Raw genomic sequence first — 25,850 nt, 5'->3', positions numbered from 1 at the left:
CCAGAACAATGAAAAAAATCAGCATGTTCGAGCCAAGCAAACGCTTCTACAACGTCGACTCGCGTGCCGTTGATCTTGAAGGCACCAATATCAACCTGATGGGTTGCACGCTGGCACCGGGGCAGGAGAGCCAGCCGCACAACCACTTCGAGGATGAACTGTTCGTCTTCACTGCTGGCCACGGCCTGGTGCGCACCGCCCAGGAGGTGCTCGAAGTGCATGCCGGCGATGCCGTTCACTGCCAGCGTTTCGAGCCCCATACCATTCGCAACCTGAGCGCCAGCGAGCCGTTGCAGTTCCACTCGCTGTACTGGGATGCCGGGCAGATGAACCCGGTCGAGGCGCAGCCGGTGCTCGACACGCTGATCTTCGCCACCCCGCCCACCCCCAATGGCGACCTGCACCTGGGGCATCTGTCGGGCCCCTACATTGCCGGCGACGTGCTCAAGCGCGTGCTGGCCGGCGCGGGCGCGCAGGTGTTCTATGGCAGCGGCCGCGACGACAACCAGACCTACGTGGTGACCTGCGCGGCCCGGGAAGGCTTCAGCCCCAGCGAGTGCGCCGACCACTACGCCGAGGCGATCCGCGAGACCTGGCAGGGCTACGGCATCGACATGGACTTTTTCATCACCCCGGACAACCAGGGTGAATATGCCGACTTTGTCCATCACTACCTGCAGCGCCTGTACGACCAGGGGCTTATCTACGCCAAGGACACCCCGGTGTTCGTCGACAACCAGGGCAACGCGCTGCATGAAGCGTTCATCCACGGCGGTTGCCCGCATTGTGGCGAGAGCAGCGATGGCAATGCCTGCGAGGCCTGCGGCCAGCCGAACCAGTGCGTCGACCTGACCCAGCCGCGGGTCAAGCAGGATGGCCGGCAGCCGCAGCTGAAGATCGAGACGCGCTTGTTCTTCCGCCTGAGCGCGTTGGCCGATGAGTTGGCCAGCTATGTGCAGACGGCGAACATGCCGGCGCACGTCTACCAGCTGTGCCACACCATGTTGAGCCAAGGGCTGCCGGATATCTGCATCAGCCACCGCAGCGACTGGGGCATTCGCCATCGCCTGCCGGGGATGCAGGACCAGGTGGTGTACGTGTGGTTCGAAATGGCCTTCGGCTACCTGTGGGCCGCCAGCGAATTGCCAGGCGCGGAAGGCGATCGTGTCGCCAGGGCTGCGCAGCGTTACGCGGGGGCCATGGACATCGTCCATTGCTACGGTTTCGACAATGCCTACTACCACACCCTGCTGTTCCCGGCGGTGTACCTGGCGTTGGGGTTGACGCCGCCGCAGCACCATGTGGTCAATGAACTGCTCGACCTCAATGGCAGCAAGTTCTCCACCAGCCGCCGCCATCTGATCTGGGGCAAGGACTTCCTCACCGAGGCCGGGGCCGACTATGCCCGCATGGCGTTGATGCTGACCCGGCCCGAGGGGGTGAGGACCAACTTCACCGTGGACCAGGTCTGCGAGCGGATCAACGACCTGTTCGCCGACAAGCTGACCCACTGGGTGCAGCGGCTGCAGCAGCATGTCGCCCGGCAGGGGGGCCAGGTGCCTGAGTCCGGTGCCTGGCTGAGCGACCAGAAGATCTATCACGGCGAGCTGATGCAATGGATGGCGGGCTACCGGCAGGCGGCCGCGACCCAGACCTTCTCGCCACGGCGCATGGCCGAGCAGGTTGCCCAGGTGATCGACCGGGCGTGGCGCTTCGGCCTGGCGCAGGAGCACCTGCTGGCGCCTGGGCAGCCCTTGTCCAACCATGCGCGCACCGCCGTGGCGCTGCTGGCGCTCACTGCACGCTGGCTGGCCCATGCCACCGCGCCGTTGATGCCGGGGGTGAGCCGCCAACTGCACGAGGTGCTGAACATCGAGGCGCAGGCCAACGATGCGGCCCAGGCCTGCACGTTCTTTGCCGGTAATCACCTGTTGGCACAGGGCGCCACCCTGGAGCTGCCCAAGCTGTCGCCAGAGGCGCTGGCGCAACTGATGCCAGGTCGGGCGGGATGAGCCAGGTCTCGTCATTGCGCCCGGTCGGTATCGTCGGGCCGCTGAGCGGTGCGCGCGCGGCCTATGGGCAGTGGCTGCGTCGAGCCGCCGAAGGCACGACCTTGCCACTGCTGTGGGCGGACGACGGTGCCGACCCGGCCATGGCGCAGGTGGCCGCGCGCTACCTGCTCGATGCCGGCGTGGAGGGGGTGATCGGCCACTTCAACAGTGAATGTGCCCGGGTGGCCGGGCGCCTCTACCAGGAGGCCGGTGTGCCGCTGCTGTTGCCCGCCGCCACGGCGCCCGACCTGTGTCGTGCCGTGGGTGCCTGGCGCCTCTGTGCCAGCGAAGAGCGGCAGGTGGTGGTGATGCTCGAGTACCTCGCCCGGCATGCCGGGCGGGTCGAGCCACCCTGGGCGCAGCCGGGGGCCTACGGCGAGCGGCTGGCCGGGGCGCTTGTTGAAGGTTTCGGCGAGAGGGCCGCGTCGAGTGCCGGGCCGGTTGTCCACGCCTTGATGGGCTCGCACGTGGCCGTGGCGCGGGAGATCCATCGCCGCGCCCAGCCCGGTGCGGTCTACCTGGTACCTGACGATTGCCTGATCGACGAGTTCGACAACCTGCTGGCGGGCACCGGCGTGGTGACGCTGTGCCCGCACGCCACGCCGGACTTCGGTGAGTGCGTGGGCCTGGCGCTGCGCCTGGTCGAGGCGGCGCGGGCTGGCGGGCACGACCTGGCCGGTTACCTGGAGGCTCACCCCGACTTCGACCAGCGCCAGTACCGCCATGCCGACTACCGCATGGTGCGGCGTGAACACCCATTGATCTGACCCAGCCTCTGTAGGAGCGGCTTCAGCCGCGATCACCCGCAAGGCGGGTGCCACGCACCGCGGTGCCTGCATCGTGGCTAAAGCCGCTCCTACAGAGCCCAAGCAGGACACTTTGAACATGCATATGCGCAAACCGATCGCCATGGACCCGCCACGGCTACTGCCCGCCATCGGCGAGGGCAACCTTGCCGCCGGCGATATCGACCTAATGCTGGAGGCGTTGCGCCAGGCGCTGAGCCGCCCCCGTGGCACGCTGTCGGCTCCAGACGAAGCGTCGGCCATCAGCCGCGCCGTCGAGCAGCGCGTCGGCCACCCCATCAGCGAGGCCGGGCTCGGGCTGCCGGCCGCGCTCGATGTGTTCGGCAGCCTGCTGGCACAGCAGGGCGTGCCCACCGACCATCCCGGCTATCTCGCCTACATCGGTTCCGCGCCGACCCCGGCCGCCGCGCTGATGGATGGGCTGCTGTCGACCACGGGCATGATTGGCTCGGGCTGGCTGGGGGGCGCCGGGCTGATCTGGGCCGAGAACCAGGCCTTGCGCTGGCTGGCCGACCTGGCGCAACTGCCGGGCGAGGCGGGCGGCTGTTTCGTCAGTGGCGGAACAGCCGGCAACTTCTCAGCGCTGGCGGCCGCCCGGCAGCGTTACCGCGAGCGCACGGGGCGGCGCGGCGGGCTGGTGCTGGCGGGCCTGGCAGCCCACGCCTCGATCGACGTCAGTGCCGGTTTGCTGGACCTTGACAGGATCGGGGTGGCTTGTGACGAACAGGGGCGGATGACGGCGGCCGGCCTGGAACAGGCCTTGGGCGAACTGGCCGCCGATGGCCGGCTGGAGCAGGTCGTGGCGATCGTCGCGGTGGCCGGGTCGACCAACGCCGGCCAGATCGACGACCTGCCCGGCGTCGGTGCCATCGCCCGTCGGCAGGGCATCTGGCTCCACGTCGATGCCGCCTACGGCGGCGCGTTTCTCTGCGTCCCGCAGGTGCGCCCACAGTTCCAGGGCATCGAACTGGCCGACTCGCTGATCATCGACCCGCACAAAGGCCTGTTCGTGCCCTATGACTGCTGTGCGCTGCTGTATGCGCAGCCGCAACAGGCGATGTCGGCCTTCACCCAGGAGGCGTCCTACCTGGACCAGATCAACGCGTCGCAGCAGTTCAACCCCATGCATTATGCGTTTCACCTTTCCCGTCGCGCCCGGGGCGTGCCGCTGTGGTTCTCGCTGGTGGTGCATGGCAGCGACGCCTACCGGCATACACTGGAGCGCATCCTGGCGCTGACCGATAACCTGCGCCAGCGTATCGCCCGGCACCCGCGGCTGGAACTGATCGAGGCATCGGGGTTGAGCGTGATCCTGTTCAAGCGCCGCGGCTGGCAGGCCGCCGAGTACGACACTTGGGCGCAGGACTGCTTGCGTCAAGGTATTGCCTTGGTGGTGTCGACGTGTTGGCAGGGGGAAGCGGTGATGCGGCTGTGCATCATGAACACCGGCCTCGACGAGGCGCGCTGCGATCGCCTGCTGGCGGGGTTGTAAGGAGAGGGCGTCTTCGTCATCGGCTATGCCCGCCTCGGCACTGACGTTAGACTGTCATCTTCTTCGCAATCGGACAGGAGTCCCGGCGTGTCTCACCTTCGCAGTTTCCCCAGCGACCTGTGCCTCGACAGCCCACGCCTGCAGCTGCGCCCCATGCGCCATGGCGATGCGCAGCAGTGGCTGACCATCATGGCCGACCCGGAAGTGATGCGTTACTGGTACCACGCCCCCTGGCAGACCCTGGCCGAGGCCGAAAGCGCCCTGGCCGCCGACCGTGAAGCCTATGCCACCGGCCAGATGCTCAAGCTGGGCATGTACCGCCGCGACAGCGGCGAGCTGATCGGCATGGTCCAGCTGTTCAATCTCGAAGAGGGTTCGCGCCGTGGCGAGATCGGCTACTGCCTGGCCAAGTCCGCCCAGGGCCGCGGTTATATGGACGAGGCCCTGACCTGTTTCATCGACTACCTCGCCCACACCCTGCACCTGCGTCGCCTGGAGGCGGAGATTGACCCGCGCAACCTGGGCTCGGCGCGCACCCTCGAACGCCAGGGCTTCGTCCTCGAAGGCACCTTGCGCGCGCGCTGGTGCGTGGCGGGGGAGTTGTCCGATTCTGGGCTCTACGGGTTGCTGCTCGAACCGCCTGTGGCCTGATGCCCGATTGCGTCATGGACGCACTTTTTGCTGTTGGATGGAGCCTTCGCTTTGCCTGTTTTCCATGTCACGTTCACGCTGTTGCTGTTCCTGCTGTGTTTGTGTTTCGACGGAATCCTGATGGGGACCGACGGGCATATGCCGGCGCTGCAAATTCTCCTCATGGGCCCTTGGGGGATTGCCTTCGGGCAATACCAGTGGTTCGCCAACCCGCTGTTGGGGCTGGCAGTACTCGCCCATCGGCGTTTTCGCCGGCTGGCGCTCGGCGCCGGGGTGATCGCGCTGGGCCTGGCGCTCAGTTGCCTTGGCATCGAGCGGGTGCCGGACAACCGCAGCTATGACTTCCTGCCCCTGACCGGCTTTGGCGCCGGGTACTATCTGTGGACGCTGGCGATCCTGGTGTTCTGCCTGGGGCAGGCCTGGTGGTGCCGGAAGGTCCATTCGGCAATGGAGGTACCACGCTGGCGCTGGTTCGATGGGGCGCTGATCTTGGTTCTGGCGGGGACGATCTATGCGGGGACGCAGATGCCGAGCTTGCGCGTCCAGCCCTCCAGCCATGAAGCGGTGATCGAGCAGGCCGAGGCGCATTGATCGTGAGGGCCGTGGCACCTGCCGCAAGGCTTTCTTCGGGTTTGGAATGCCAGGGGGGCTGGGTTAAGGTCGCACCTTGTCCCGCTTCCACCAGGTGCCTCACTTGCCCGCTTTCTACCTGACCACCAGCCTGGCCCTGTACCTGCTGAGCCTGGCCTTCGACGGTGCCCTGATGGGCGCCGGGCGGCACATGCCGGCGCTGCAGATGTTGCTGTACGGCCCCTGGGGCATCGCCTTCGGGCTGCACCAGTGGTTCGCCAACCCGCTGCTGGCGCTGGCGGTCCTTGCCCATCGGCGCTTCCGTCGGCTGGCGCTCGCCATCGGTTTGCTGGCGCTGTACCTGGCGGCCAGCAGCTTCGGCATCACCCGCTTGCCGGACAACCAGAGCTACGCGTTCCAGGATGTGACCGGGTTCGGTGCTGGGTTCTACCTGTGGTTGTCGGCGTTCGTGGTGTTCTGCGCGGGGCAGGCCTGGTGGTGCTGGAAGGCGCGCTCGGCCGCCGACGTGCCGGGTTGGCGCTGGCTGGATGTGGTGTTGATCGCGGCCCTGGGCACGGCGCTGTATGCCGGCACCCAGATGCCTTCGTTGCGTTTCGAACCGCACAAGGTGATTGCGCCGCCGGAGCAGCCGCAGGCGTTGTGACCGTGGTCAGGCGTGGCAAATTCCTTGACGGCACCGGCCCCTTCGCCGGCCAAGCCGGCTCCTACAGGTGCGGTGCCGTTCTTGGGGTTGTCGCGGTCCTTGTAGGAGCGGGTTTACCCGCGAACACCGGCAAAGCCGGTGCCATGCACTGTGTCGCAGCAAAATGCTTGCGGCGCAACCAGCTCAGCGCGCCGTTCCCCACTGCACCACCAGCATCCCCACCACGATCAGCCCCACCCCCGCCAGGCGCGCCAGGTTCACTGGCCGCTCCGGCAACCCCATCAGCCCGAACTGGTCGATCAACAGCGACGACAGCACCTGCCCGGCAATCACGCAGACAATGAACCCCGCCGCCCCCAGGCGCGGCGTGAGCACCAGCGCGGCGGTGATGTAGAGCACCCCGGCGACGCCACCGAACCACGCCCACCAGGGCGCGCTCGCCAGCTGCTGTACCTGCGGCATCGGTGCGCGCATCAGCAACAAGGCCGGCACCAGCATCAACAGACTGACCAGCAGCGACACGCCTGCGGCCCATAGCGGATGCCCCAACAGGCGCCCAAGCGCGGCATTGCTGCCCGCCTGGAACGGCACGGCGGCACCGGCCAGCAGGGCCACGAGCAAGGGCAGGGCGGCAAGCAGGGTAGCGGGCATGGGATGACTCCTGTTCAGTACCTGGCCCGAGTCTCGGTCATCCACGTGGATGATGGAAATTCAAATACCGCACAGGCTGTATTCGTGCCATGGATAGATACGGCTGAACAGCGTTGCAGTGCTAGGCTGTGCGGCGTTCCCCGCGATAAGGAAGAGCCATGTTAAAGCATCACCTGATCGGCGCCGCTGCCCTGCTGGCCATGGCCGGTGCCCAGGCCGAGGACTATTCGTCTGCTTATACCCAATGCATGGACAAGGCCTCCAGCACCCTGGCCATGGGCGCCTGCATCCAGGCCGAAACCAAGCTGCAGGACGACCGGCTCAACCGGGTGTACAAGCAATTGATGACCAAACTTGAACCTCAGCAACAGAAGGACCTGCGCGAGGTGCAGCGCACCTGGGTGAAGTACCGCGACGGCAATTGCGCGTTCCACGGCACGCTGAGCAACGGCAGCCTCTACCGCATCGAGGCCGCGATGTGCCTGATGGACATGAGCAAGGACCGGGCCGCGGAGCTGGAGCGGGTGCTCAGCCCCGGGCAATGATCAGGGGCGGTCCACTTCTGTAGGAGCCGAGGTGGTGTTGGCGTTGTGCCCGGGCCTTGAGGTACTCCCGCACCTCCACTCCATCCCCGGCAAACTCGATCCGCCCCGCCTTGGCCTCGCGCTGGTAGGCATACATCGGGTCGTAGTATTCCTTGAGCAACCCCTCGATCCAGCCACGGTGCAGGCTCACATCGCCGCTGCGCAGCTGCTCGTCCAGCGCCTGCCCCAGCAGCTCCGACAAGCGCTGGAAGCGTTCGCCACCCAGGCGCTTGTAGATATTGGCCATGCTCTGGCGCATACGCTCGGCGAACAGCCGACGCCCATCTTCTTCGCCATGCACCGCAACGAACTCGGCGCACAGGTTGGTCACGTAGTCGCGCAGGATGCGCTCGACGCGGTTGTCGAAAGCATCTTCCAACCACACCAGCGGATAGCGTTGCATCCCCTGGTACAGCCCCAGCGGCACTGTGCAGCTACCGACGATTCGCCCTTCGTCTTCCAGCACGAACTGCCCGATCCCCCGTGCACGCTTTTTCAGCATGTCGATGGCCAAGCCGTTCTCGAAATCGATTTGCGCCGGTTGCGCGGTGGCGCGCTTGCCGAAGCTCGAGCCCCGGTGGTTGGCGTGGCCCTCGAGGTCCAGGACATTGTCCAACTGTTGCAGCACGTCGGTCTTGCCAGTACCGGTCAGGCCCCCCAGCAGCACGAAGTCGCACTGCTCGACTGCCTGCTGCGTGGTGTCCAGCAGGAAGGTACGCATGGCCTTGTAGCCACCGACCACCTTCGGGTACTGGATGCCGGCCTCCTTGAGCCAACCCTGGACGATCTGCGAACGCAGCCCGCCCCGGAAGCAGTAGAGGTAACCGTCGGGATGGGCCTGGGCGAAGGCCGCCCAGGCTTCCAGGCGTTGCTGCTTGAGCGCGCCGTTGACCAGCTGGTGGCCGAGGGCGATGGCGGCGGCCTGGCCCTGCTGCTTGAAGCAGGTGCCGACCTTCTGCCGCTCCTGGTCGTTCATCAGCGGCAGGTTGACGGCGCCGGGGAAGGCGCCCTTGGAGAATTCGATCGGCGCGCGCATGTCCATCATGGGCACGTCGTCGAGGAACAGCGTGTTGAAGTCGGTGCAGTCGGGGCGCATCAGATCACCTCGACCGCGTGGCTCTGTCGCTCGACCAGCGCGCCTATCGGCGCAAGGGCCAGGCCCAGCTCTTTTGCCACCGCGAGGAACTCGGCCTCGCCTTCCGGGGTAACCGCCACCAACAGCCCGCCGCTGGTCTGCGGGTCGCACAGCAGGTGCTTCTGGTCGTCGGTCAACGTGCCGATCTTGTGGCCGTAGCTGTCGAAGTTGCGCAGGGTGCCGCCGGGGATGCAGCCCTCGGCCAGGTAGTAGTCGACGCTGGGCAGGCGCGGTACGGCGCTGAACTCGAGGCGCGCGGTCAGGCCGCTGCCTTCGGCGACTTCGACCAGGTGGCCGAGCAGGCCGAAACCGGTGACGTCGGTCATCGCGGTCACGCCATCGAGCTTGCCGAAGCGGCTGCCGGGGGTGTTGAGGGTGCACATCCAGTCGCGGGCCAGGCCCTGGTCCTGCTCGCGCAGCTTGGCCTTCTTCTCGGCGGTGGTGAGGATGCCGATGCCCAGCGGCTTGGTCAGGTAGAGCTTGCAGCCAACGCTGGCGGTGTCGTTGCGCTTGAGGTGGCGCTTGCTCACCACACCGGTCACGGCCAGGCCGAAGATCGGCTCGGGGGCGTCGATGGAGTGGCCGCCCGCCAGCGGGATACCAGCTTCGGCGCATACGGCGCGGCCGCCACGGATCACTTCGCGGGCCACTTCGGGCGGCAGCACATTGACCGGCCAGCCAAGGATGGCAATGGCCATGAGTGGGTCGCCGCCCATGGCATAGATGTCGCTGATGGCGTTGGTGGCGGCGATGCGGCCGAAGTCGTACGGGTCGTCGACGATGGGCATGAAGAAGTCGGTGGTCGAGACCACGCCGCGCTCGTCGTCCAAGGCGTAGACCGCGGCGTCGTCGCGCGAGGCGTTGCCCACCCACAGCTTGGGGTCGAGTGCCTGGGTGCCGCTTTCGGCGAGGATCACATCCAGCACTTTCGGGGAGATCTTACAGCCGCAGCCAGCGCCATGGCTGTACTGTGTCAGACGAATCGGCTCGCTCATACGCACCTCGGATTTTCGTGATGGGCGATTGTAGCAAAGCTGGCCTTTGCGCCTGTGCCTCTTATACTTGCCCCGATCAGCGCATGGAGCGCGCTGCAATGCGCTATCGACTTCTTTCCCCGCCCTTGAATCGGAGAACCCCCATGTTCAAACGCCCACTGGCACTGGCTGCCGGCCTCGTGCTGTCGTGCTGCGCCGTTGTCGCCCAGGCCGCCGACGTACTGCGTGTCAGCGCCATTCCCGATGAAGCGCCGACCGAGCTGCTGCGCAAGTTCAAACCGTTGGGCGAGTACCTGTCCAAGCAACTGGGCATGGAAGTAAAGTTCGTACCGGTGGCGGATTACCCGGCCGTGGTCGAGTCACTGGCCAGCGACCGTCTGGACCTGGCCTGGCTGGGCGGCTTCACCTTCGTCCAGGTGCACCTGAAGGATCCCAAGGCCACGCCGCTGGTGCAGCGTGAGCAGGACGCCAAGTTCACTTCCAAGTTCATCACCGCCAACCCGGACGTGAAGAGCCTGGCCGACCTCAAGGGCAAGACCTTCGCCTTCGGCTCGATCTCGTCCACCTCAGGCAGCTTGATGCCACGCTACTTCATGCTCAAGAACGACAACATCAAGCCCGAGGAATACTTCAGCCGTGTCGCCTATTCCGGCGCCCACGACGCCACCGCCGCCTGGGTCCAGGCCGGCAAGGCCGATGCCGGCGTGCTCAATGCCAGCGTCTGGGACAAGCTGGTCGCCGCCGGCAAGGTCGACACCAGCAAGGTGAAAGTCTTCGCCACCACGCCGGAGTACTTCGACTACAACTGGACCGTGCGCGGCAACATGGACCCGGCGCTCAAGGAGAAGATCAAGCAGGCGTTCCTGCAGCTTGACCCGGCCAACCCCGAGCACAAGGCGATCCTCGACCTGCAGGCCGCCAGCCGGTTCATCGAAACCAAGCCGGAAAACTACGCAGGCACCGAACAAGCCGCGCGCGAGGCCGGCCTGCTCAAGTGAGTATTCGTCTCCAGGGGGCCGGCCTGCGCCATGGCCAGGTCCAGGCCCTGAACAACGTGGACCTGCAGATCGGCAAAGGCGAGCGCGTCGCGATCATCGGCCCGTCGGGGGCCGGCAAGTCGAGCCTGCTGCACCTGATGGCCACCGCCGTGCCGCCCAGCGCTGGGCAACTGGATCTGCTGGGCGAGCGTCCCTGGTCGCTCTCCTCTGGTGCTCGCCAGCGCTTGCGGGCGCGTATTGGCCTGGTGCACCAGGCGCCGCCGCTGCCGCCTCGTCAGCGTGTGGTCACCGCGGTGCTGGCCGGACGCCTGGGGCAGTGGGGCACGTTGCGCGGCTTGCTCAACCTGGTCCATCCCAGCGATGTGCCCGGCGCCCGCGAGGTGCTGGCCGAGCTGGGCATGGTCGACAAGCTGTTCGTGCAGTGCGGGCAGTTGTCCGGTGGCCAGTTGCAGCGGGTCGGCATCGCCCGCGCGTTGTACCAGCGGCCTGAAGTGCTGCTGACCGACGAGCCGGTCTCGGCCATGGACCCGGTGCTCGCTGACCACAGCCTGGCCTTGCTCAACCGTCATGCCCAGGCCCATGGGGTGACGCTGGTGGCCAGCTTGCATGCGGTGGAGCTGGCCTTGGCACACTTCCCGCGGATCGTCGGCATCCGTGCCGGGCAGGTTGCCTTCGATTGCCCCGCCGAGCATGTCACCCCAACCATGCTCGATGCGCTCTACGCCAATGAGCAACTGGGCTCTCCGGTAACGCCGACAGCGACCGTGCTGGTGCAGATCCCAAGATGCTGAGTGCCGACCGCCGCGACCCTGCCGCACTCCCGAGATTGTTGTTGACGCTGGCTTGCCTGGCTCTGCTGTGGCCGGGGCTGCACCTGAGCGAACTTGACCCCGGCGTGCTGTTCCAGGTCGAGAGCCGCAAGCAGATGGCCAGTTTCGTCGGTGCCTTCTGGCCACCGGCGCATGACGCCGACTTTCTCACGTTGCTGTTCGAAGCCACGCTACAGACCTTGGCGGTGGCAACGGCGGGCATGACCCTGGCGTTGTTGCTGGCGGTGCCGGCCAGTCTGCTGGCCAGCCGCGCGCTGTCACTGCGTGCAGCTTCGACCGCTGGCCGGCTAGGCCTGTGGTCGCGCACCGTGCGCCTGCCGGTGCGTGGCCTGCTGATCTTCCTGCGCAGCGTGCCCGAGATCGTCTGGGCGCTGCTGTTCGTCCGCGCCGTGGGCCTGGGGCCGACCGCCGGGGTGCTGGCCATCGCCATCACCTACAGCGGCATGCTAGGCAAGGTGTATGCGGAAATCTTCGAATCGGTGGACCAGCGCCCGGCTCACGCGCTGATGCAGGCGGGCAGCGGTCGCTTTTCGGCGTTCTGCTACGGGATCCTGCCTCAGGCTTCGACCGAGTTGGTGTCCTACACCGTTTACCGCTGGGAATGCGCAGTGCGCGCCTCGGTGGTGATGGGCTTCGTCGGCGCCGGTGGCCTGGGCCAGCAGATCGACCTGTCGATGCGCATGTTCGCCGGTGCCGAGGTGGCGAGCATGTTGCTGACGTTCCTGCTGCTGGTGGTGCTGGCCGACCTGCTCAGCCGTTTCCTGCGTGGGAGGCTGGCATGAACCGGGTGATCAACGGGTTGGTGATCGTCGCGATCCTGGCGGCGGTGCTGGCGTCGTTCGCCTACCTTGAGCTCGACCTGGCCTCGGTCGTCGGCAATGGCGGGTTGGCGCAGATGGGCGAGTATGCCGCGCGCTTCCTGCATCCGGACCTGTCCGTGGAGCACTTGCGTGCGGTCGGGCGCGGGGCGTTGGAAACGCTGGCGATGTCCGGGCTGGGCACGTTGCTGGCGATGGTATTGGGGATGCTCCTGGCACTGCCCGCCGCAGGGCGGTTCGGCTGGCCACTGCAAGGGGCGGCGCGGTTGCTGCTCAATGGATTGCGGGCGATCCCCGAGCTGGTCTGGGCGGCATTGACCGTGCTTGCGGCCGGCCTCGGCCCCAACGCCGGCACCCTGGCGCTGGCGCTGCACACGGCTGGCGTGCTGGGGCGGTTGTTCGCCGAAGCGTTGGAGAACGCGCCACCGGAACCGGCCGCGGCGATTCGCTTGCAGGGCGGCAGCCAGGTCACGGCATTCTGTTTCGGCACCTTGCCCAACCTCTGGCCGCAGTTGCTGGCGTACAGCTTGTATCGGTGGGAGAACAACATCCGCATGGCCAGTGTGCTGGGCTTTGTCGGCGCGGGCGGTTTGGGGCAGATGCTGTACGCGACCCTGAGCCTGTTCCAGGAGGCCCAGGCCAGTACGGTGATCATCGCCATGCTGGTGTTGGTGCTGTTGGTGGATGCGCTGAGCGATGTATTGCGCCAGCGCTTTGTCAGGGCCTAGGTGTTATCCCTGTAGGAGCCGGCCTTGCCGGCGAACACCGGCGTCAGCCGGTGCCATGCACCACGCTGCCGGCTTCGCCAGCAAGGCTGGCGCCTACGGTATGGCGTTTGCCGCAGACACCTGCTCCCCACGCTGCATCGATTCCAGATTGCGCTCGATGGTCTCGCAGATCGTATCCATCGGAATCTGATGCTCACTGAAGCGGAACGGACTCTGCAGGTCCGTGCCGATCCGTTCGATCGCCAGCAGCATGAACCCCACCACCGTCGACGCCAGCGGCGTGAACCACCCCAGCGACTCCACCAGCCCCACCGGCACGATCAGGCAAAACAGCGTGATGAACAGCCGCGGAAAGTACACATAAGGGTAGGGCAGCGGCGTGTTTGCAATCCGCTCCATACCGCCTTGGGCATTGGACAGGTCCACCAGCGTCGACTCCAACCGCGCCAGGCGGATGCTGTCCAGGCGTCCGGCCTGATACTCCCGGGCCAGCAACGCCGCCGAGCCGCCGAGGATGTCGTTGGCGAAGTTGTTCGAGCGATTGCGCCGCTCGAACTCCTGGGGCGGGATGAAGGCCATCAGTTCACCCGGGCACGGCTCCCCCTTCAAGTGAGCCGCCAGGCAGTTTACATAGGCGATATGGCGGCGCAACAACGTGGCCTTGACCGGGTTCGGCCCGTCAGCCGGATCATCGACCAGCGTCAGTACCTGGCGGGCGAAGCTGCGTGAACCGTTCACCAGCGCCCCCCACAACGTGCGCGCCTCCCACCAGCGGTTGTAGGCGCTGCTGTTGCGAAAACTCACCAACACCACCAGTGCCGAACCCAGCAGGGTGAGCGGGATCAGCGGCAGGGTGAACTTGCTGTTGAAGAACAGCATGAAGTCGATGGTGACCAGCACGTCCCAGATCAGCAGCCAGAACAGCGACCAGCCGATGTAGCCGATGGTCTTGACCACCAGGCGGTATTTGCGGGCGAGGAGGGCTTTCACGTGGGGGAACCTCGAAGGGGAGATGTAGGTTCCGACGTTGGATCAAGGGCAAGGTTCGGTGGGGGCCTTAGCAGGGTGTAACGTAAGTTTTCTGATCGAACGTCGAGAAGAGGCCTACAGCAAGCGGTACAGAGTCCCAGTTAGTGATATCTGCCACAGGTCCTGGCCGGCGGTGACGTTGAGGAATGATCCAAGCCCTTGCTCATGTTCAGGCTGCGCGTGCGCGAAACGCTGGCTCCTGGAATAAACGCGAGCCCTGTAGGAGCGGGCTTGTCCCGCGATGGGCCGCAAAGCAGCCCCAACCCATGCACCACCGAACACAGGCGATCCGCATCAACGTTAGCCCAGTATCTGCCTCATCTGCACCAACGCCACTCTGGCCCCATCTGATGTCTGCCGCTCCTCGATCCCGAATGGCACGAATCCCAGCTGTGGATAAAGCAGCAATCCCGCCGTGTTGTGGTTGAAGCACGACACCCATACCTCTCGCGCTGCGAATTGTTCACGCGCCAGCCCGATCATGCACTGCACCAGGTATCGAGCTACGCCCTGGCCCCGTGCCGCCGGTGCCACCACGACATTGCCCAGCGCGCAGATACCGCCTTGTTCAGCCTTGTAGAAGTTGGCAAAGCCAACGATCGCGCCATCGGCCTCAACTACCGTGGAACCGCTGCGTTGGGCGATGGCTTCGCTCAATTGCGCGGGTGTCAGTGGGTAGGTGGCTTTGGGGAACATGTAGAACAGCTCTTCCGGGCCTTGGGGGAAGCTGCAGATGGCGGGGATATCAGTGGCTTGTACTGGGCGAGAGGTCAGAGTCATGGCAGGCTGGATTTTTGAGGTTTTGCGCCAGCTTAGCCTTGGTGCTTGGCTTCTGGTACCTGCCGAGTTTTGCGCTGGACGGGGATCACCTATCCCTTCAAGCTCATTGAGCTGCATTGAGCTGCATTGAGCTGCATTGAGCTGCATTGAGCTGCATTGAGCTGCATTGAGCTGCATTGGTGGCCTGACCCTCCATTCGCCAGCAAGGCTGGCTCCTACAGGGGGAGGGGCGGGGGAGAAACTGCGGGCACAAAAAAACCGACCATAAGGTCGGTTTTTTCTGGATCTTGGTGCCCCGAGGGAGACTCGAACTCCCACTCCTTTCGAAAACGGATTTTGAATCCGCCGCGTCTACCAATTCCGCCATCAGGGCTTGTGGCGCCGCAGTATAGAGAGGTCGCACAAGCCGGTCAATCGGCTTTCATGGTCAATTTTCACGCATTGGGCTAAACTTCCCGGCCCTGTCGAACCGAACATCATCATGCGCGTCGCCGATTTCTCTTTCGAACTCCCTGACTCACTCATCGCCCGCCACCCACTGGCCGAGCGCCACGGCAGCCGTCTGCTCGTGCTCGACGGCCCCAGCGGCGAGCTGGCCCACAAGCAGTTCACCGACCTGCTCGAGTACCTGCGCCCGGGCGACCTGATGGTGTTCAACAACACCCGGGTGATCCCGGCGCGGCTGTTCGGCCAGAAAGCCTCCGGCGGCAAGCTGGAAGTGCTGGTCGAGCGCGTGCTCGACAGCCACCGTGTGCTGGCCCACGTGCGTGCCAGCAAGGCGCCGAAAGAGGGCGCGCAGATTCTCATCGACGGCGGTGGCGAAGCTGAAATGGTCGCTCGCCACGACACGCTGTTCGAACTGCGCTTCAGCGAAGAGGTGCTGCCGCTGCTCGAACGCGTCGGCCACATGCCGCTGCCGCCGTACATCGACCGCCCGGACGAAGGCGCCGACCGCGAGCGCTACCAGACCGTCTACGCCGAGCGCGCCGGCGCCGTGGCCGCGCCCACCGCCGGCCTGCACTTCGACGAGGCGCTGCTGGAAAAGATCGCCGCCAAGGGCGTCGAGCGCGCCTTCGTCACCCTGCACGTGGGCGCCGGCACCTTCCAGCCGGTGCGGGTCGACAAGATCGAAGACCACACCATGCATAAAGAGTGGCTCGAAGTGAGCCAGGACGTGGTCGACGCGGTCGAGGCCTGCCGCGCCCGTGGTGGCCGGGTGATCGCCGTGGGCACCACCAGCGTGCGTTCGCTGGAGAGCGCGGCGCGCGATGGCGTGCTCAAGGCCTTCAGCGGCGACACCGACATCTTCATCTTCCCGGGCCGGCCGTTCCACGTGGTCGACTGCCTGGTCACCAACTTCCACCTGCCGGAGTCCACGCTGCTGATGCTGGTCTCGGCCTTCGCCGGTTACCCCGAGACCATGGCCGCCTACGCGGCGGCGGTCGAGCAGGGCTACCGCTTCTTCAGTTACGGTGATGCCATGTTCATCACCCGCAATCCGGCGCCACGCGGCCCAGAGGATCAAGCATGAGTCGCACCTGTCGAATGTCGTTCGAACTGCTGGCCACCGACGGCAAGGCCCGTCGCGGCCGGCTGACTTTCCCCCGTGGCACCGTCGAGACCCCGGCCTTCATGCCGGTGGGCACCTACGGCACGGTCAAGGGCATGCTGCCGCGCGACATCGAGGCCATCGGCGCCGAGATCATCCTCGGCAACACCTTCCACCTGTGGCTGCGCCCAGGTACCGAGGTCATCAAGAAACACAACGGCCTGCACGACTTCATGCAATGGAAAGGCCCTATCCTCACTGATTCCGGTGGTTTCCAGGTGTTCAGCCTGGGCGCCATGCGCAAGATCAAGGAGGAAGGCGTGACCTTCGCATCGCCTGTGGATGGTTCGAAAGTGTTCATGGGCCCGGAAGAGTCCATGCAGGTGCAGCGCGACCTGGGCTCGGACATCGTGATGATCTTCGACGAGTGCACGCCGTACCCGGCCGAGCACGATGTGGCGCGCACCTCCATGGAGCTGTCGCTGCGCTGGGCCCAGCGCTCGAAGAACGCCCACGGCGACAACACCGCGGCGCTGTTCGGCATCGTCCAGGGCGGCATGTATGAAGACCTGCGCATGCGCTCGCTGGAGGCGCTGGTCAACATCGACTTCGACGGCCTGGCCATCGGCGGCCTGTCGGTGGGCGAGCCCAAGCACGAGATGATCAAGGTGCTGGACTACCTGCCCGCGCAAATGCCGGCTGACAAACCTCGTTACCTTATGGGGGTAGGCAAGCCGGAGGATCTTGTAGAGGGTGTGCGCCGCGGCGTCGACATGTTCGACTGCGTGATGCCCACGCGCAATGCGCGCAACGGCCATCTGTTCGTCGATACCGGGGTGATCAAGATCCGCAACGCGTTCCATCGCCACGATGATTCGCCGCTGGATCCGACCTGCGATTGCTACACCTGCACCAACTTCTCCCGCGCTTATCTGCACCACCTGGACAAGTGCGGCGAAATGTTGAGCAGCATGCTGAATACCATCCACAACTTGCGCCATTACCAGCGCTTGATGGCCGGTTTACGCGAGGCTATTCAACAGGGTAAATTGGCCGCCTTTGTCGACGCCTTCTACGCCAAGCGCGGGCTGCCTGTGCCGCCTTTGGACTGACTGTTCGCACCCATTATTAGAAATTCCATTAGGAGAGCCCAATGAGCTTCTTGATTCCCGCCGCCTACGCGGACGCTGCAGCCCCAGCCGCCGGCCCTGCCGGTACCGGCTTCGAGTGGATCTTCCTGGTCGGCTTCCTGGTCATCTTCTACCTGATGATCTGGCGCCCGCAGGCCAAGCGCGCCAAAGAGCAGAAGAACCTGCTGAGCAACTTGCAGAAAGGTGACGAAGTTGTCACCAACGGCGGCATCGCCGGCAAGATCGTCAAGGTTTCCGATGACTTCGTGGTCCTGGAAGTATCGGACAATGTCGAGCTGAAGTTCCAGAAGGGCGCCATTGCCGCGACCTTGCCAAAAGGTACGCTCAAGGCTATCTGAGTTACCGGTTTCATTTTTCCAGTCGGGGCGCGCAAAGCGCCCCGCGTCTTGAACGGGCGGCGTGATGCTGAACAAATACCCTCTGTGGAAATACCTGCTGATCGTGGTGGTACTGGCGGTCGGCTTCATTTATTCCGCACCCAACCTCTACCCGGATGATCCGGCGGTGCAGATCAGCGGCGCCAGTTCCGCCCTGCATGTCAGCCAGGCCGACCTCGACCGCGTCACCAAGGCGCTGACCGATGCCGGCATCGCCGTCAAAGGCGGCAGCCTGGGCGTGAAGGGCAGTGCGCTGGTGCGCCTGACCAACCAGGAAGACCAGCTGCCGGCCAAGGATGTGGCGCGCAAGGCCCTGGGAGACGACTACGTCGTGGCCCTGAACCTGGCCCAGACCACCCCGCAGTGGCTGCGCAGCCTGGGTGCCAGCCCGATGAAACTGGGCCTGGACCTGTCCGGTGGTGTGCACTTCCTGCTGGAAGTGGACATGGACAAGGCCATGACGGCCCGCATGAAAGTCTACGAAGGCGAGGTCAAGACCTTGCTGCGCAAAGAGCGCGTCCGCTACCGCAGCCTGCCCCAGCAGGACGGCGGCATCATGCTGGGCTTCGCCGATGACGCTACCCGCGAGCAGGCTCGTGCCCTGATCCGCAAGAATTTCAATGATTTCGACCTGACCACCACCGAGCGCAACGAGCTCGCCGTGCTGCGTCTGGCGCTGACTCAGGCGAAAGTCGCCGAGATCCGCGAATACTCGATCAAGCAGAACCTGACCACCGTCCGCAACCGTGTCAACGAGCTGGGCGTGGCCGAGCCGCTGGTTCAGCGCCAGGGCGCCAACCGCATCGTGGTCGAGCTGCCGGGTGTGCAGGACACCGCCGAAGCCAAGCGTATTCTCGGCAAGACCGCCAACCTGGAATTCCGCTTCGGCGCTGAACCCGGTGCGTCGAAAGCCACCACCGAGGTGTTCGAGTTCCGCGAAGGCGGCCGCTCCGCTCCGGTCGAGCGCGGCCTGATCATCACCGGTGACCAGGTCACCGACGCCCAGGCCAGCTTCGACGAGCACGGTCGCCCGCAGGTGAACATCCGCCTGGACGGCCACGGTGGCGAGCTGATGAGCCGCGCCACCCGCACCAATGTCGGGCGCAGCATGGCGGTGATCTTCATCGAGCAGAAGCCGGTCACCCGCTACGTCAAGCAGACCGTCGACGGCGTCGAGAAAGAAGTCGCGGTGCAGACCTTCCAGGAAGAGAAGAAGATCATCAGCCTGGCGACCATCCAGTCGCCGCTGGGCAGCCAGTTCCGCATCACCGGCCTGAACGGCCAGGGCGAATCGTCCGAGCTGGCCCTGCTGCTGCGTGCCGGTGGCCTGGCCGCGCCGATGTACTTCGCTGAAGAGCGCACCATCGGCCCGAGCCTGGGTGCCGACAACATCACCAAGGGTATCGATGCGTCCCTGTGGGGCATGCTGTTCGTCTCACTGTTCATCATCGCCATCTACCGTGGCTTCGGTGTCCTGGCCACTATCGCTCTGGCGGGCAACATGGTCCTGCTGCTGGCGCTGATGTCGCTGCTGGGCGCCACGCTGACCCTGCCGGGTATCGCTGGTATCGTGCTGACCATGGGTATGGCGGTGGACGCCAACGTGCTGATCTTCTCGCGTATTCGTGAAGAGATCGCCGCCGGCATGTCGGTGCAGCGCGCCATCCACGAAGGTTTCAACCGCGCCTACTCAGCGATCGTCGACGCCAACCTGACCACCCTGCTGGTCGGCGGTATCCTGTTCGCCATGGGTACCGGCCCGGTCAAGGGCTTCGCGGTCACCATGTCCCTCGGGATTTTCACCTCGATGTTCACCGCCGTCATGGTGACCCGTGCACTGGTCAACCTGACCTGTGGCGGGCGTGACATCAAGAAGCTGTGGGTTTGAGGGAGCTGCGATGAAAACCATCAACTTCATGGGCGTGCGCAATGTCGCGTTCGCCATCACCTTGCTGCTCACCGTGCTGGCGCTGTTCAGCTGGTGGCACAAGGGCCTGAACTTCGGCCTGGACTTCACCGGCGGCACGCTGATCGAGCTCACCTACGAGCGCCCGGCGGACCTGGAAAAAGTGCGTACCGAGCTGGTCAGCTCTGGCTTCCACGATGCCGTGGTGCAAAGCTTCGGCGCTACCACCGACTTGCTGGTGCGTATGCCGGGCGATGACCCGCTGCTGGGCAACAAGGTAGCCGAAGCCCTGCAGAAGGTGGGCGGCGACAACCCGGCCACCATCAAGCGGGTCGAATTCGTCGGCCCGCAGGTGGGTGAGGAGCTGCGCGACCAGGGCGGCCTGGGCATGCTGCTGGCCCTGGGCGGCATCCTGATCTACCTGGCCTTCCGCTTCCAGTGGAAGTTCGCCGTGGGTGCGATCATCTCGTTGATCCACGACGTGGTGGTCACCCTGGGTATCCTGTCGTTCTTCCAGATCACCTTCGACCTGACGGTGCTGGCGGCGGTGCTGGCGATCATCGGCTACTCGCTCAACGACACCATCGTCGTATTCGACCGGGTGCGCGAGAACTTCCGGGTCATGCGCAAGGCCTCGCTGATCGAGAACATCAACATCTCGACCACCCAGACCCTGCTGCGTACCGTCGCCACCTCGGTGTCGACCTTGCTGGCCATCGCCGCGCTGCTGTTCTTCGGTGGCGACAACCTGTTCGGCTTCTCCCTGGCGCTGTTCATCGGTGTCATGGCGGGTACCTACTCGTCGATCTACATCGCCAACGTGGTGCTGATCTGGCTGAACCTGAACAGCGAAGACCTGATCCCTCCGGTCAAGAACGAGGGTGTGGACGACCGTCCGTAAGGCTTCGTCCTACGCCATTTGGCGTAAAGAGAGGCGCGAGTGTTGAACTCGCGCCTTTTTTTTTGCTCCAAGGCTGGGAAGAAGGCGGGCCGGAGCCCGCAGGTACGATCAGGAGGTTCACGTGAACAAATCAATGCTGGTGGGTGCGGTTCTGGGTGCTGTCGGTGTAACCGCCGGAGGTGCTGTGGCGACCTACAGCTTGGTGAACAAAGGGCCTGAGTACGCCCAGGTCACCGACGTGCAGCCGATCAAGCAGCAGGTGAAAACGCCGCGTGAGGTTTGCAAGGATGTCGCCGTGACACGCCAGGCGCCGGTCAAGGATCAGCACCAGATCGCCGGTACGGTGGTCGGCGCCATCGCCGGTGGCTTGCTGGGTAACCAGATTGGCGGCGGTACCGGCAAGAAGATTGCCACCGTGGCCGGCGCGGTCGGTGGCGGCTATGCCGGCAACAAGGTGCAGGAAGGCATGCAGGAGCGTGACACCTACACCACCACGCAGACGCGCTGCAACACGGTCAACGACATCAGCGACAAGGTCGTGGGTTACAACGTGACCTATACCATCGGTGACCAGGTGGGCAAGGTGAAGATGGATCACGAGCCGGGCTCGACCATCCCGCTGGACAAGAATGGCAAGCTGGTCCTGAGCCAGAACCAGCCGGGGCAGTAAACTGCAGATTGCCTGCAAAAGACGTTTCGCGATAGTGCCAGGTAGACTTGGTACTATCGCGGGGCAACTCCCTCAAGATTCATGGGTACCTGATCGTTGGCGGGATCCTGAGTGATCGGCTCACTAATACGCAGCGTGCAAAGCGACTAGCGTCCATGTTTCTGGATTGGCTGACCAGGTCCTGGTGTCAGCGCTTTGTCCAGCACCCTCCTCGTCGTGATATCTCGCAAGTTACCTCGGTATATGTTGTCTCGGCAGACGCACTAGACGTGGCTCGGGTACGAGTTTCCTAGGGCGAAGATTGTGGTATCTATTCGGTAAAGGCGTAGAAATTCGTCTGCTGTATGCGGCTGTTCTGGTGGTGGCATGGAGGCTTTACGGACGCTTGTTAGCATTTCCTTGGTGTCTATAAAAAAATGCGACGCTAGGTTGAAGTGTGTGCTTTCTGGGTATGCTTTTATGGAGGATTACTCAGTGAGGGTGTGCGATGACATATGTAGGCAGTGAGTCAAAAAAAGTATTGGGTGGTTTTGATTTGCGTAAGGATGATCATTTTGATTCGGCTAGTAGAAAATCGGTATCAAGTGAGAAGAGTCTATTCCAGTCAAATTACAATAAGTATGGCGAGGCCTACGCAGTCAAAGAGTTGAAAAAAATTCTGGAGATGGACCGCAGTCATGTTCGGCGCGTTTGGGACCTTATCGTGAACTGCGTGCCTGGTGGGCGTGGACAGGAAAAAAGCAAGGCTGATTTTATCGATAATTTGCGAGTTGCCAATGCATTGTCTAATAAGGTTGGTTATGAGAATGCTGACCTGACGAAGATGCAGATTAAAAGTATGTCATACGTCCTTTATCACATGGATGCGACTGCTCTGGACTCGGTCGAAGTGATGAATTTCAAGGGGAAAAACCTTTTCCAGTTTAAAGGGGGGGATGGACTCGCTTGTTTCTATTTTTCGGTGGAACTGCTGGCGCTGCTCGACGATAACCTGGGGACGGAACATATAGATCCAAAGTTTATTAATGATTTGGGAGAGCGAATCGACCTGTTGAGGGCGAGGGTGACGGCCTCTGGAGATGTGTTGAATTCCAAGGTGAAGCCCGAGAAGAAAAAGACGCAGGAGTACACTAATGAGCAGATGAAGGCGTTGTTGGCGGCTCGAAGTGGCGCACCCGCAGTGCAGGAAGGGGAGTCATATTATTGGGAGCTGTCGCTGGGGGGCAGTGCTGGGAGGCGAGAGATGAACTGTCAGGTGTCAGATCATTTGGTAGAGGATGTCCAAAAGGTTGATGAGCGCACGTGGGAGGGATCATTCGCCGAGGTGTCAGGAGGCGCTGAAACGTTGGTGGAAGCATCAAAAGGTGGGTTCGGAGGGGTCAAGAGTTTCATGCATCTGGTCGCGAATGCCTCGGAAATCTATGGGGGTGCCTATCGAGATTATGTTCCAGGGGCCAATCGTCGGCGTAGTCAAGAACAGATGGCTGTTACAACCGAGGTTGAGGCGTTCTTGGGCCGACTGGCAGAAGCCGTGACCGCCAACCCCAAGCAAGAATCTTATGTGGTTCGCATCTCTGAGATGGTCGAAGGCAGCAGGGAGACGGTTGACGTGAAACGTTCTGAGTTTCACGGTGTGCTCAGGTTGTTCAGTGCGCATATAAAAAATCCGGACAAGGACTTGTTTGCCTTGTTGTCGGTCGTCACCCGGGCCTTGCCGGATGAGTGTCTTAAGCGTGAGGGGTACACGCGCGTCTGAAGTGCTTGTGCTGATAGCGCCGGCGGCTTATGCAGCCATAAAAAAACCGGTGCCTGAGAGGGCGCCGGTTTTTGTTTCAAGCACGTGTGAGGACTTTGGCTGTTAGGCTGGGGCCGCGGTGGTCAGCGCTTCATGTACTCGGGCAGGTGCGGCTGGATGGCAGTGAGCACGGCCTTGAAGCACTTGATGTTGCCCGCGACGATGTGACCCTTCTCGAGGAAGTCGTGGCCACCGTTGAAGTCGCTCACCAGGCCACCGGCTTCCTGGATCAGCAGCACGCCTGCGGCCATGTCCCAATCGGACAGGCCCGACTCCCAGAAGGCGTCGAAGCGGCCGGCGGCGACATAGGCCAGGTCCAGGCTGGCGGAGCCGGCGCGGCGGATGCCGGCGGTCTGGCCGGTCAGGGCGCGGAACATGCCCAGGTAGTTGTCCAGGTCGGCCATCTGGTTGTCACGGAACGGGAAGCCGGTGCCCAGCAATGCGCCTTCCAGGCTGGTGCGCGAGCTGACGCGGATGCGGCGGCCGTTCAGTTGGGCGCCACGGCCACGGCTGGCGGTGAATTCTTCCTGGCGAACCGGGTCGAGGACCACGGCGTGCTCGAGGCGGCCGCGATATTTGCAGGCGATGCTGACGGCGAAGTGCGGCACGCCACGCAGGAAGTTGGTGGTGCCGTCCAGCGGATCGATGATCCACAGGTAATCCTTGCCTTCTTCGCCTTTGCCAGCGTGCAGGCCGGTTTCTTCACCCTGGATCGAGTGGTTCGGGTAGGCTTTGCGCAGGGCGTCGACGATGACCTTCTCGGCGGCGCGGTCAACCTCGGACACGTAGTCCTTGGCCTGCTTTTCGTCGACTTTGATGCTGTCCAGGCGTTCGATGGAGCGGAAAATCAGTTCACTGGCGCTGCGAGCCGCGCGCAGGGCGATATTCAGCATAGGCTGCATGGGAAGGTCACCTGGAGATGTTAAAGAAGAAAGCCGACCATTCTAGCAGAAAACTTTAACGACTGAAGTGCCACATTTGCTTTCATGGCGTTACGCTGGTCGGTTCTGTAAGATCGAACCCTCATATTATCTGCATCCGAGAGCACGACACCTTGCTGCAAAATATTCGTGTTGTCCTGGTCAATACCAGCCATCCCGGCAACATCGGTGGCGCTGCGCGTGCCATGAAAAACATGGGCCTGTCGCGGCTGGTGCTGGTGCAGCCAAAGGCATTTCCCTCTGCCGAAGCCTCGGCGCGTGCCTCTGGCGCCGATGACCTGCTCGACAATGTCCAGGTGGTCGATACGCTTGAGCAGGCGTTGGTCGGCTGCAGCCTGGTCATGGGCACCAGTGCCCGCGAGCGCAGCATCCCCTGGCCGTTGATCGACCCCCGGGAGTGCGGGGCCAAGGCCGTGGCGCATGCCGTCGGTGGTGAAGAGATCGCCCTGGTGTTCGGGCGCGAGCACGCCGGCCTGACCAACGAAGAACTGCAGCGATGTCACTTTCACGTGCACATTCCCTCGAACCCCGGCTTCAGCTCGCTGAATCTGGCCGCCGCCGTCCAGGTGCTCTCTTATGAGGTGCGCATGGCCTGGCTGGCAGGGCAGGGCGCGGCGACCAAGGTCGAGAAGGTCGACGCCAGCGAGCTGGCGACCATGGACGAAATGGAGCTGTTCTATGACCACCTGGAGAAAACCCTGGTGGACATCGGCTTCCTTGACCCCGAGAAGCCCAAGCACCTGATGGCGCGCCTGCGCCGGTTGTATGGGCGAAGCTCGGTCGAGCGTCCGGAAATGAGCATTTTGCGCGGCATCCTCACCGAGACCCAGAAAGTCGCACGGGGCGAGCCGCATAAACGGAAGGACTGAACAGATGTTCGAGCGTCTGCGTGAAGATATCCAGAGCGTTTTCCATCGTGACCCGGCGGCGCGCAATGCCTTTGAAGTGCTGACCTGCTACCCGGGCATGCACGCGATCTGGCTGCACCGGCTGGGCCATGCCCTGTGGGTCCGCGATTTCAAGTGGCTGGCGCGCCTGGTGTCGAACTTCGGTCGCTGGATGACCGGTATCGAGATTCATCCCGGTGCCACCATCGGCCGGCGCTTCTTCATTGACCACGGCATGGGCATCGTCATTGGCGAGACCGCCGAGATTGGTGATGACGTCACGCTCTACCAGGGCGTGACCCTGGGTGGCACCAGCTGGAACAAGGGCAAACGCCACCCCACGCTGGAGAATGGCGTGGTGGTGGGCGCGGGCGCCAAGGTACTGGGGCCGTTCACTGTCGGTGCTGGCGCCAAGATCGGCTCCAACGCGGTGGTCACCAAGGCGGTGCCGGCCGGCGCCACCGCGGTCGGCATTCCCGGGCGGATCATCGTCAAGACCGAAGACGACGCGGTCGAGGCCAAGCGCAAGGCGATGGCCGAGAAGATCGGCTTCGACGCCTATGGCGTCAGCGGCGACATGCCCGACCCGGTGGCGCGGGCCATCGGCCAGATGCTCGACCACCTGCAGGCAGTCGACGAGCGGCTGGAGGGGATGTGTGGCGCGATGACCAGGATGGGTAGCGACTACTGTGCCAAGGAGCTGCCAGCACTGCCTGCCGACGACTTCGCTGAAGTGAAGCAGGTGGCCCGGGGCGACACTCAGTCGCATTGATTCCGCCGGCCTGACACAAGGGGCGTGTGCTTGCGCCCCTTGTCTGCTACACTCGCGCCCGCCTTCCACATGCATACCCGACTAAAGCACTAGGTCTAATAGTTGACTTAAATGCTCGG

At 63.9% G+C, this 25,850-nt stretch carries 26 protein-coding genes and 1 tRNA gene; 20 read left to right on the top strand and 7 right to left on the bottom strand.

Annotated features, from left to right (window positions below; genetic code table 11):
• The first annotated feature begins 8 nt into the window (after positions 1–8).
• From NGM28_RS11465 to NGM28_RS11440, 6 genes are all read left to right on the top strand, one after another.
• Complete coding sequence (locus NGM28_RS11465; RefSeq protein ID WP_252090191.1) at positions 9–2,012, top strand: class I tRNA ligase family protein; 2,004 nt, start codon at positions 9–11, stop codon at positions 2,010–2,012.
• The gene (locus NGM28_RS11460; RefSeq protein WP_252090189.1) at positions 2,009–2,818 is read left to right on the top strand and encodes an ABC transporter substrate-binding protein; all 810 of its coding nucleotides are present in this window, start codon (positions 2,009–2,011) and stop codon (positions 2,816–2,818) included. Before NGM28_RS11465 ends, NGM28_RS11460 begins: the two co-directional genes overlap by 4 nt.
• Before the next feature lie 118 nt (positions 2,819–2,936).
• Positions 2,937–4,349 carry a pyridoxal phosphate-dependent decarboxylase family protein gene (locus NGM28_RS11455; protein ID WP_252090187.1) on the top strand — a complete coding sequence of 471 codons (1,413 nt, stop codon included), beginning with the start codon at positions 2,937–2,939 and terminating at the stop codon, positions 4,347–4,349.
• A gap of 87 nt (positions 4,350–4,436) precedes the next feature.
• Positions 4,437–5,000, top strand: a complete 564-nt coding sequence (locus tag NGM28_RS11450) for a GNAT family N-acetyltransferase (protein WP_252090186.1) — start codon at positions 4,437–4,439, stop codon at positions 4,998–5,000.
• A 51-nt stretch (positions 5,001–5,051) separates the two neighbouring features.
• The gene (locus tag NGM28_RS11445) at positions 5,052–5,591 is read left to right on the top strand and encodes a hypothetical protein (RefSeq protein ID WP_252090291.1); all 540 of its coding nucleotides are present in this window, start codon (positions 5,052–5,054) and stop codon (positions 5,589–5,591) included.
• A 103-nt stretch (positions 5,592–5,694) separates the two neighbouring features.
• A complete protein-coding gene (locus NGM28_RS11440) occupies positions 5,695–6,234 on the top strand; it encodes a hypothetical protein (protein WP_252090185.1) in 540 nt (179 codons plus the stop codon).
• A 183-nt stretch (positions 6,235–6,417) separates the two neighbouring features.
• On the opposite strand, the gene NGM28_RS11435 is transcribed toward NGM28_RS11440, so the two are convergent.
• Positions 6,418–6,885 (bottom strand): DMT family transporter, encoded by a 468-nt coding sequence (locus tag NGM28_RS11435; RefSeq protein WP_252090183.1) that lies wholly within the window; start codon positions 6,883–6,885, stop codon positions 6,418–6,420.
• Positions 6,886–7,043: 158 nt separating this feature from the next.
• Between NGM28_RS11435 and NGM28_RS11430 the strand changes: the two genes are divergently transcribed.
• Positions 7,044–7,430, top strand: a complete 387-nt coding sequence (locus tag NGM28_RS11430; RefSeq protein WP_252090180.1) for a lysozyme inhibitor LprI family protein — start codon at positions 7,044–7,046, stop codon at positions 7,428–7,430.
• Here NGM28_RS11430 and mnmH read toward each other — a convergent pair.
• Together mnmH and selD are read right to left on the bottom strand one after the other, a co-directional pair.
• Positions 7,414–8,565, bottom strand: a complete 1,152-nt coding sequence (gene mnmH / locus NGM28_RS11425) for a tRNA 2-selenouridine(34) synthase MnmH (RefSeq protein WP_252090179.1) — start codon at positions 8,563–8,565, stop codon at positions 7,414–7,416. The two genes, NGM28_RS11430 and mnmH, sit on opposite strands and share 17 nt — an antisense overlap.
• A complete protein-coding gene (gene selD / locus NGM28_RS11420; protein WP_240066669.1) occupies positions 8,565–9,599 on the bottom strand; it encodes a selenide, water dikinase SelD in 1,035 nt (344 codons plus the stop codon). Before selD ends, mnmH begins: the two co-directional genes overlap by 1 nt.
• Positions 9,600–9,742: 143 nt before the next feature.
• Between selD and NGM28_RS11415 the strand changes: the two genes are divergently transcribed.
• The 4 genes from NGM28_RS11415 to phnE are packed head-to-tail and all read left to right on the top strand — an operon-like array spanning position 9,743 to position 12,973.
• A complete protein-coding gene (locus NGM28_RS11415) occupies positions 9,743–10,597 on the top strand; it encodes a putative selenate ABC transporter substrate-binding protein (RefSeq protein ID WP_252090177.1) in 855 nt (284 codons plus the stop codon).
• Positions 10,594–11,388 carry a phosphonate ABC transporter ATP-binding protein gene (locus tag NGM28_RS11410; RefSeq protein WP_252090176.1) on the top strand — a complete coding sequence of 265 codons (795 nt, stop codon included), beginning with the start codon at positions 10,594–10,596 and terminating at the stop codon, positions 11,386–11,388. Before NGM28_RS11415 ends, NGM28_RS11410 begins: the two co-directional genes overlap by 4 nt.
• Complete coding sequence (locus NGM28_RS11405) at positions 11,382–12,209, top strand: PhnE/PtxC family ABC transporter permease (RefSeq protein WP_252090173.1); 828 nt, start codon at positions 11,382–11,384, stop codon at positions 12,207–12,209. The genes NGM28_RS11410 and NGM28_RS11405 overlap by 7 nt, the downstream gene beginning before the upstream one ends.
• Positions 12,206–12,973 (top strand): phosphonate ABC transporter, permease protein PhnE, encoded by a 768-nt coding sequence (gene phnE, locus NGM28_RS11400; RefSeq protein ID WP_252090171.1) that lies wholly within the window; start codon positions 12,206–12,208, stop codon positions 12,971–12,973. The genes NGM28_RS11405 and phnE overlap by 4 nt, the downstream gene beginning before the upstream one ends.
• A gap of 93 nt (positions 12,974–13,066) precedes the next feature.
• On the opposite strand, the gene NGM28_RS11395 is transcribed toward phnE, so the two are convergent.
• The 3 genes from NGM28_RS11395 to NGM28_RS11385 all read right to left on the bottom strand — a co-directional run bounded on the left by NGM28_RS11395 (position 13,067) and on the right by NGM28_RS11385 (position 15,155).
• Positions 13,067–13,963 (bottom strand): bestrophin family protein, encoded by an 897-nt coding sequence (locus NGM28_RS11395; protein WP_240066664.1) that lies wholly within the window; start codon positions 13,961–13,963, stop codon positions 13,067–13,069.
• 339 nt (positions 13,964–14,302) lie between these two features.
• Positions 14,303–14,782, bottom strand: a complete 480-nt coding sequence (locus NGM28_RS11390; RefSeq protein ID WP_252090290.1) for a GNAT family N-acetyltransferase — start codon at positions 14,780–14,782, stop codon at positions 14,303–14,305.
• Positions 14,783–15,070: 288 nt separating this feature from the next.
• Positions 15,071–15,155, bottom strand: a tRNA-Leu gene (locus NGM28_RS11385).
• A 108-nt stretch (positions 15,156–15,263) separates the two neighbouring features.
• Between NGM28_RS11385 and queA the strand changes: the two genes are divergently transcribed.
• The 7 genes from queA to NGM28_RS11350 all read left to right on the top strand — a co-directional run bounded on the left by queA (position 15,264) and on the right by NGM28_RS11350 (position 23,092).
• Positions 15,264–16,313, top strand: coding sequence for a tRNA preQ1(34) S-adenosylmethionine ribosyltransferase-isomerase QueA (gene queA, locus NGM28_RS11380; protein ID WP_213659685.1), 1,050 nt, complete (start codon positions 15,264–15,266; stop codon positions 16,311–16,313).
• A 14-nt stretch (positions 16,314–16,327) separates the two neighbouring features.
• Positions 16,328–17,443: a tRNA guanosine(34) transglycosylase Tgt gene (gene tgt, locus NGM28_RS11375; protein WP_162042942.1), complete on the top strand. Its 1,116-nt coding sequence runs from the start codon at positions 16,328–16,330 to the stop codon at positions 17,441–17,443.
• 41 nt (positions 17,444–17,484) lie between these two features.
• The gene (gene yajC, locus NGM28_RS11370; RefSeq protein ID WP_003259111.1) at positions 17,485–17,820 is read left to right on the top strand and encodes a preprotein translocase subunit YajC; all 336 of its coding nucleotides are present in this window, start codon (positions 17,485–17,487) and stop codon (positions 17,818–17,820) included.
• 64 nt (positions 17,821–17,884) lie between these two features.
• Positions 17,885–19,747 carry a protein translocase subunit SecD gene (gene secD / locus NGM28_RS11365; RefSeq protein WP_240066662.1) on the top strand — a complete coding sequence of 621 codons (1,863 nt, stop codon included), beginning with the start codon at positions 17,885–17,887 and terminating at the stop codon, positions 19,745–19,747.
• 10 nt (positions 19,748–19,757) lie between these two features.
• Entirely contained in the window at positions 19,758–20,666 is a 909-nt protein-coding gene (gene secF, locus NGM28_RS11360; protein WP_240066661.1) for a protein translocase subunit SecF, read from the top strand.
• Between the two features lie 121 nt (positions 20,667–20,787).
• A complete protein-coding gene (locus NGM28_RS11355; RefSeq protein WP_240066660.1) occupies positions 20,788–21,336 on the top strand; it encodes a glycine zipper 2TM domain-containing protein in 549 nt (182 codons plus the stop codon).
• A gap of 487 nt (positions 21,337–21,823) precedes the next feature.
• The gene (locus tag NGM28_RS11350) at positions 21,824–23,092 is read left to right on the top strand and encodes a hypothetical protein (RefSeq protein WP_252090168.1); all 1,269 of its coding nucleotides are present in this window, start codon (positions 21,824–21,826) and stop codon (positions 23,090–23,092) included.
• Between the two features lie 122 nt (positions 23,093–23,214).
• Here the strand turns inward: NGM28_RS11350 and suhB are convergent, their stop codons facing one another.
• Complete coding sequence (gene suhB, locus NGM28_RS11345) at positions 23,215–24,033, bottom strand: type III secretion system regulator SuhB (RefSeq protein ID WP_011532332.1); 819 nt, start codon at positions 24,031–24,033, stop codon at positions 23,215–23,217.
• Positions 24,034–24,185: 152 nt separating this feature from the next.
• Between suhB and trmJ the strand changes: the two genes are divergently transcribed.
• Both trmJ and cysE read left to right on the top strand, forming a co-directional pair.
• Positions 24,186–24,941 (top strand): tRNA (cytosine(32)/uridine(32)-2'-O)-methyltransferase TrmJ, encoded by a 756-nt coding sequence (gene trmJ / locus NGM28_RS11340; RefSeq protein ID WP_252090167.1) that lies wholly within the window; start codon positions 24,186–24,188, stop codon positions 24,939–24,941.
• Positions 24,942–24,945: 4 nt separating this feature from the next.
• Entirely contained in the window at positions 24,946–25,731 is a 786-nt protein-coding gene (gene cysE, locus NGM28_RS11335; RefSeq protein ID WP_240066657.1) for a serine O-acetyltransferase, read from the top strand.
• The last annotated feature ends 119 nt before the right edge of the window (positions 25,732–25,850 follow it).

The organism is Pseudomonas sp. MWU13-3659, from assembly GCF_023757525.1.
GTDB classification, from domain to species: domain Bacteria; phylum Pseudomonadota; class Gammaproteobacteria; order Pseudomonadales; family Pseudomonadaceae; genus Aquipseudomonas; species Aquipseudomonas entomophila_E.
This window is presented reverse-complemented; position numbering and strand designations above follow the sequence as displayed.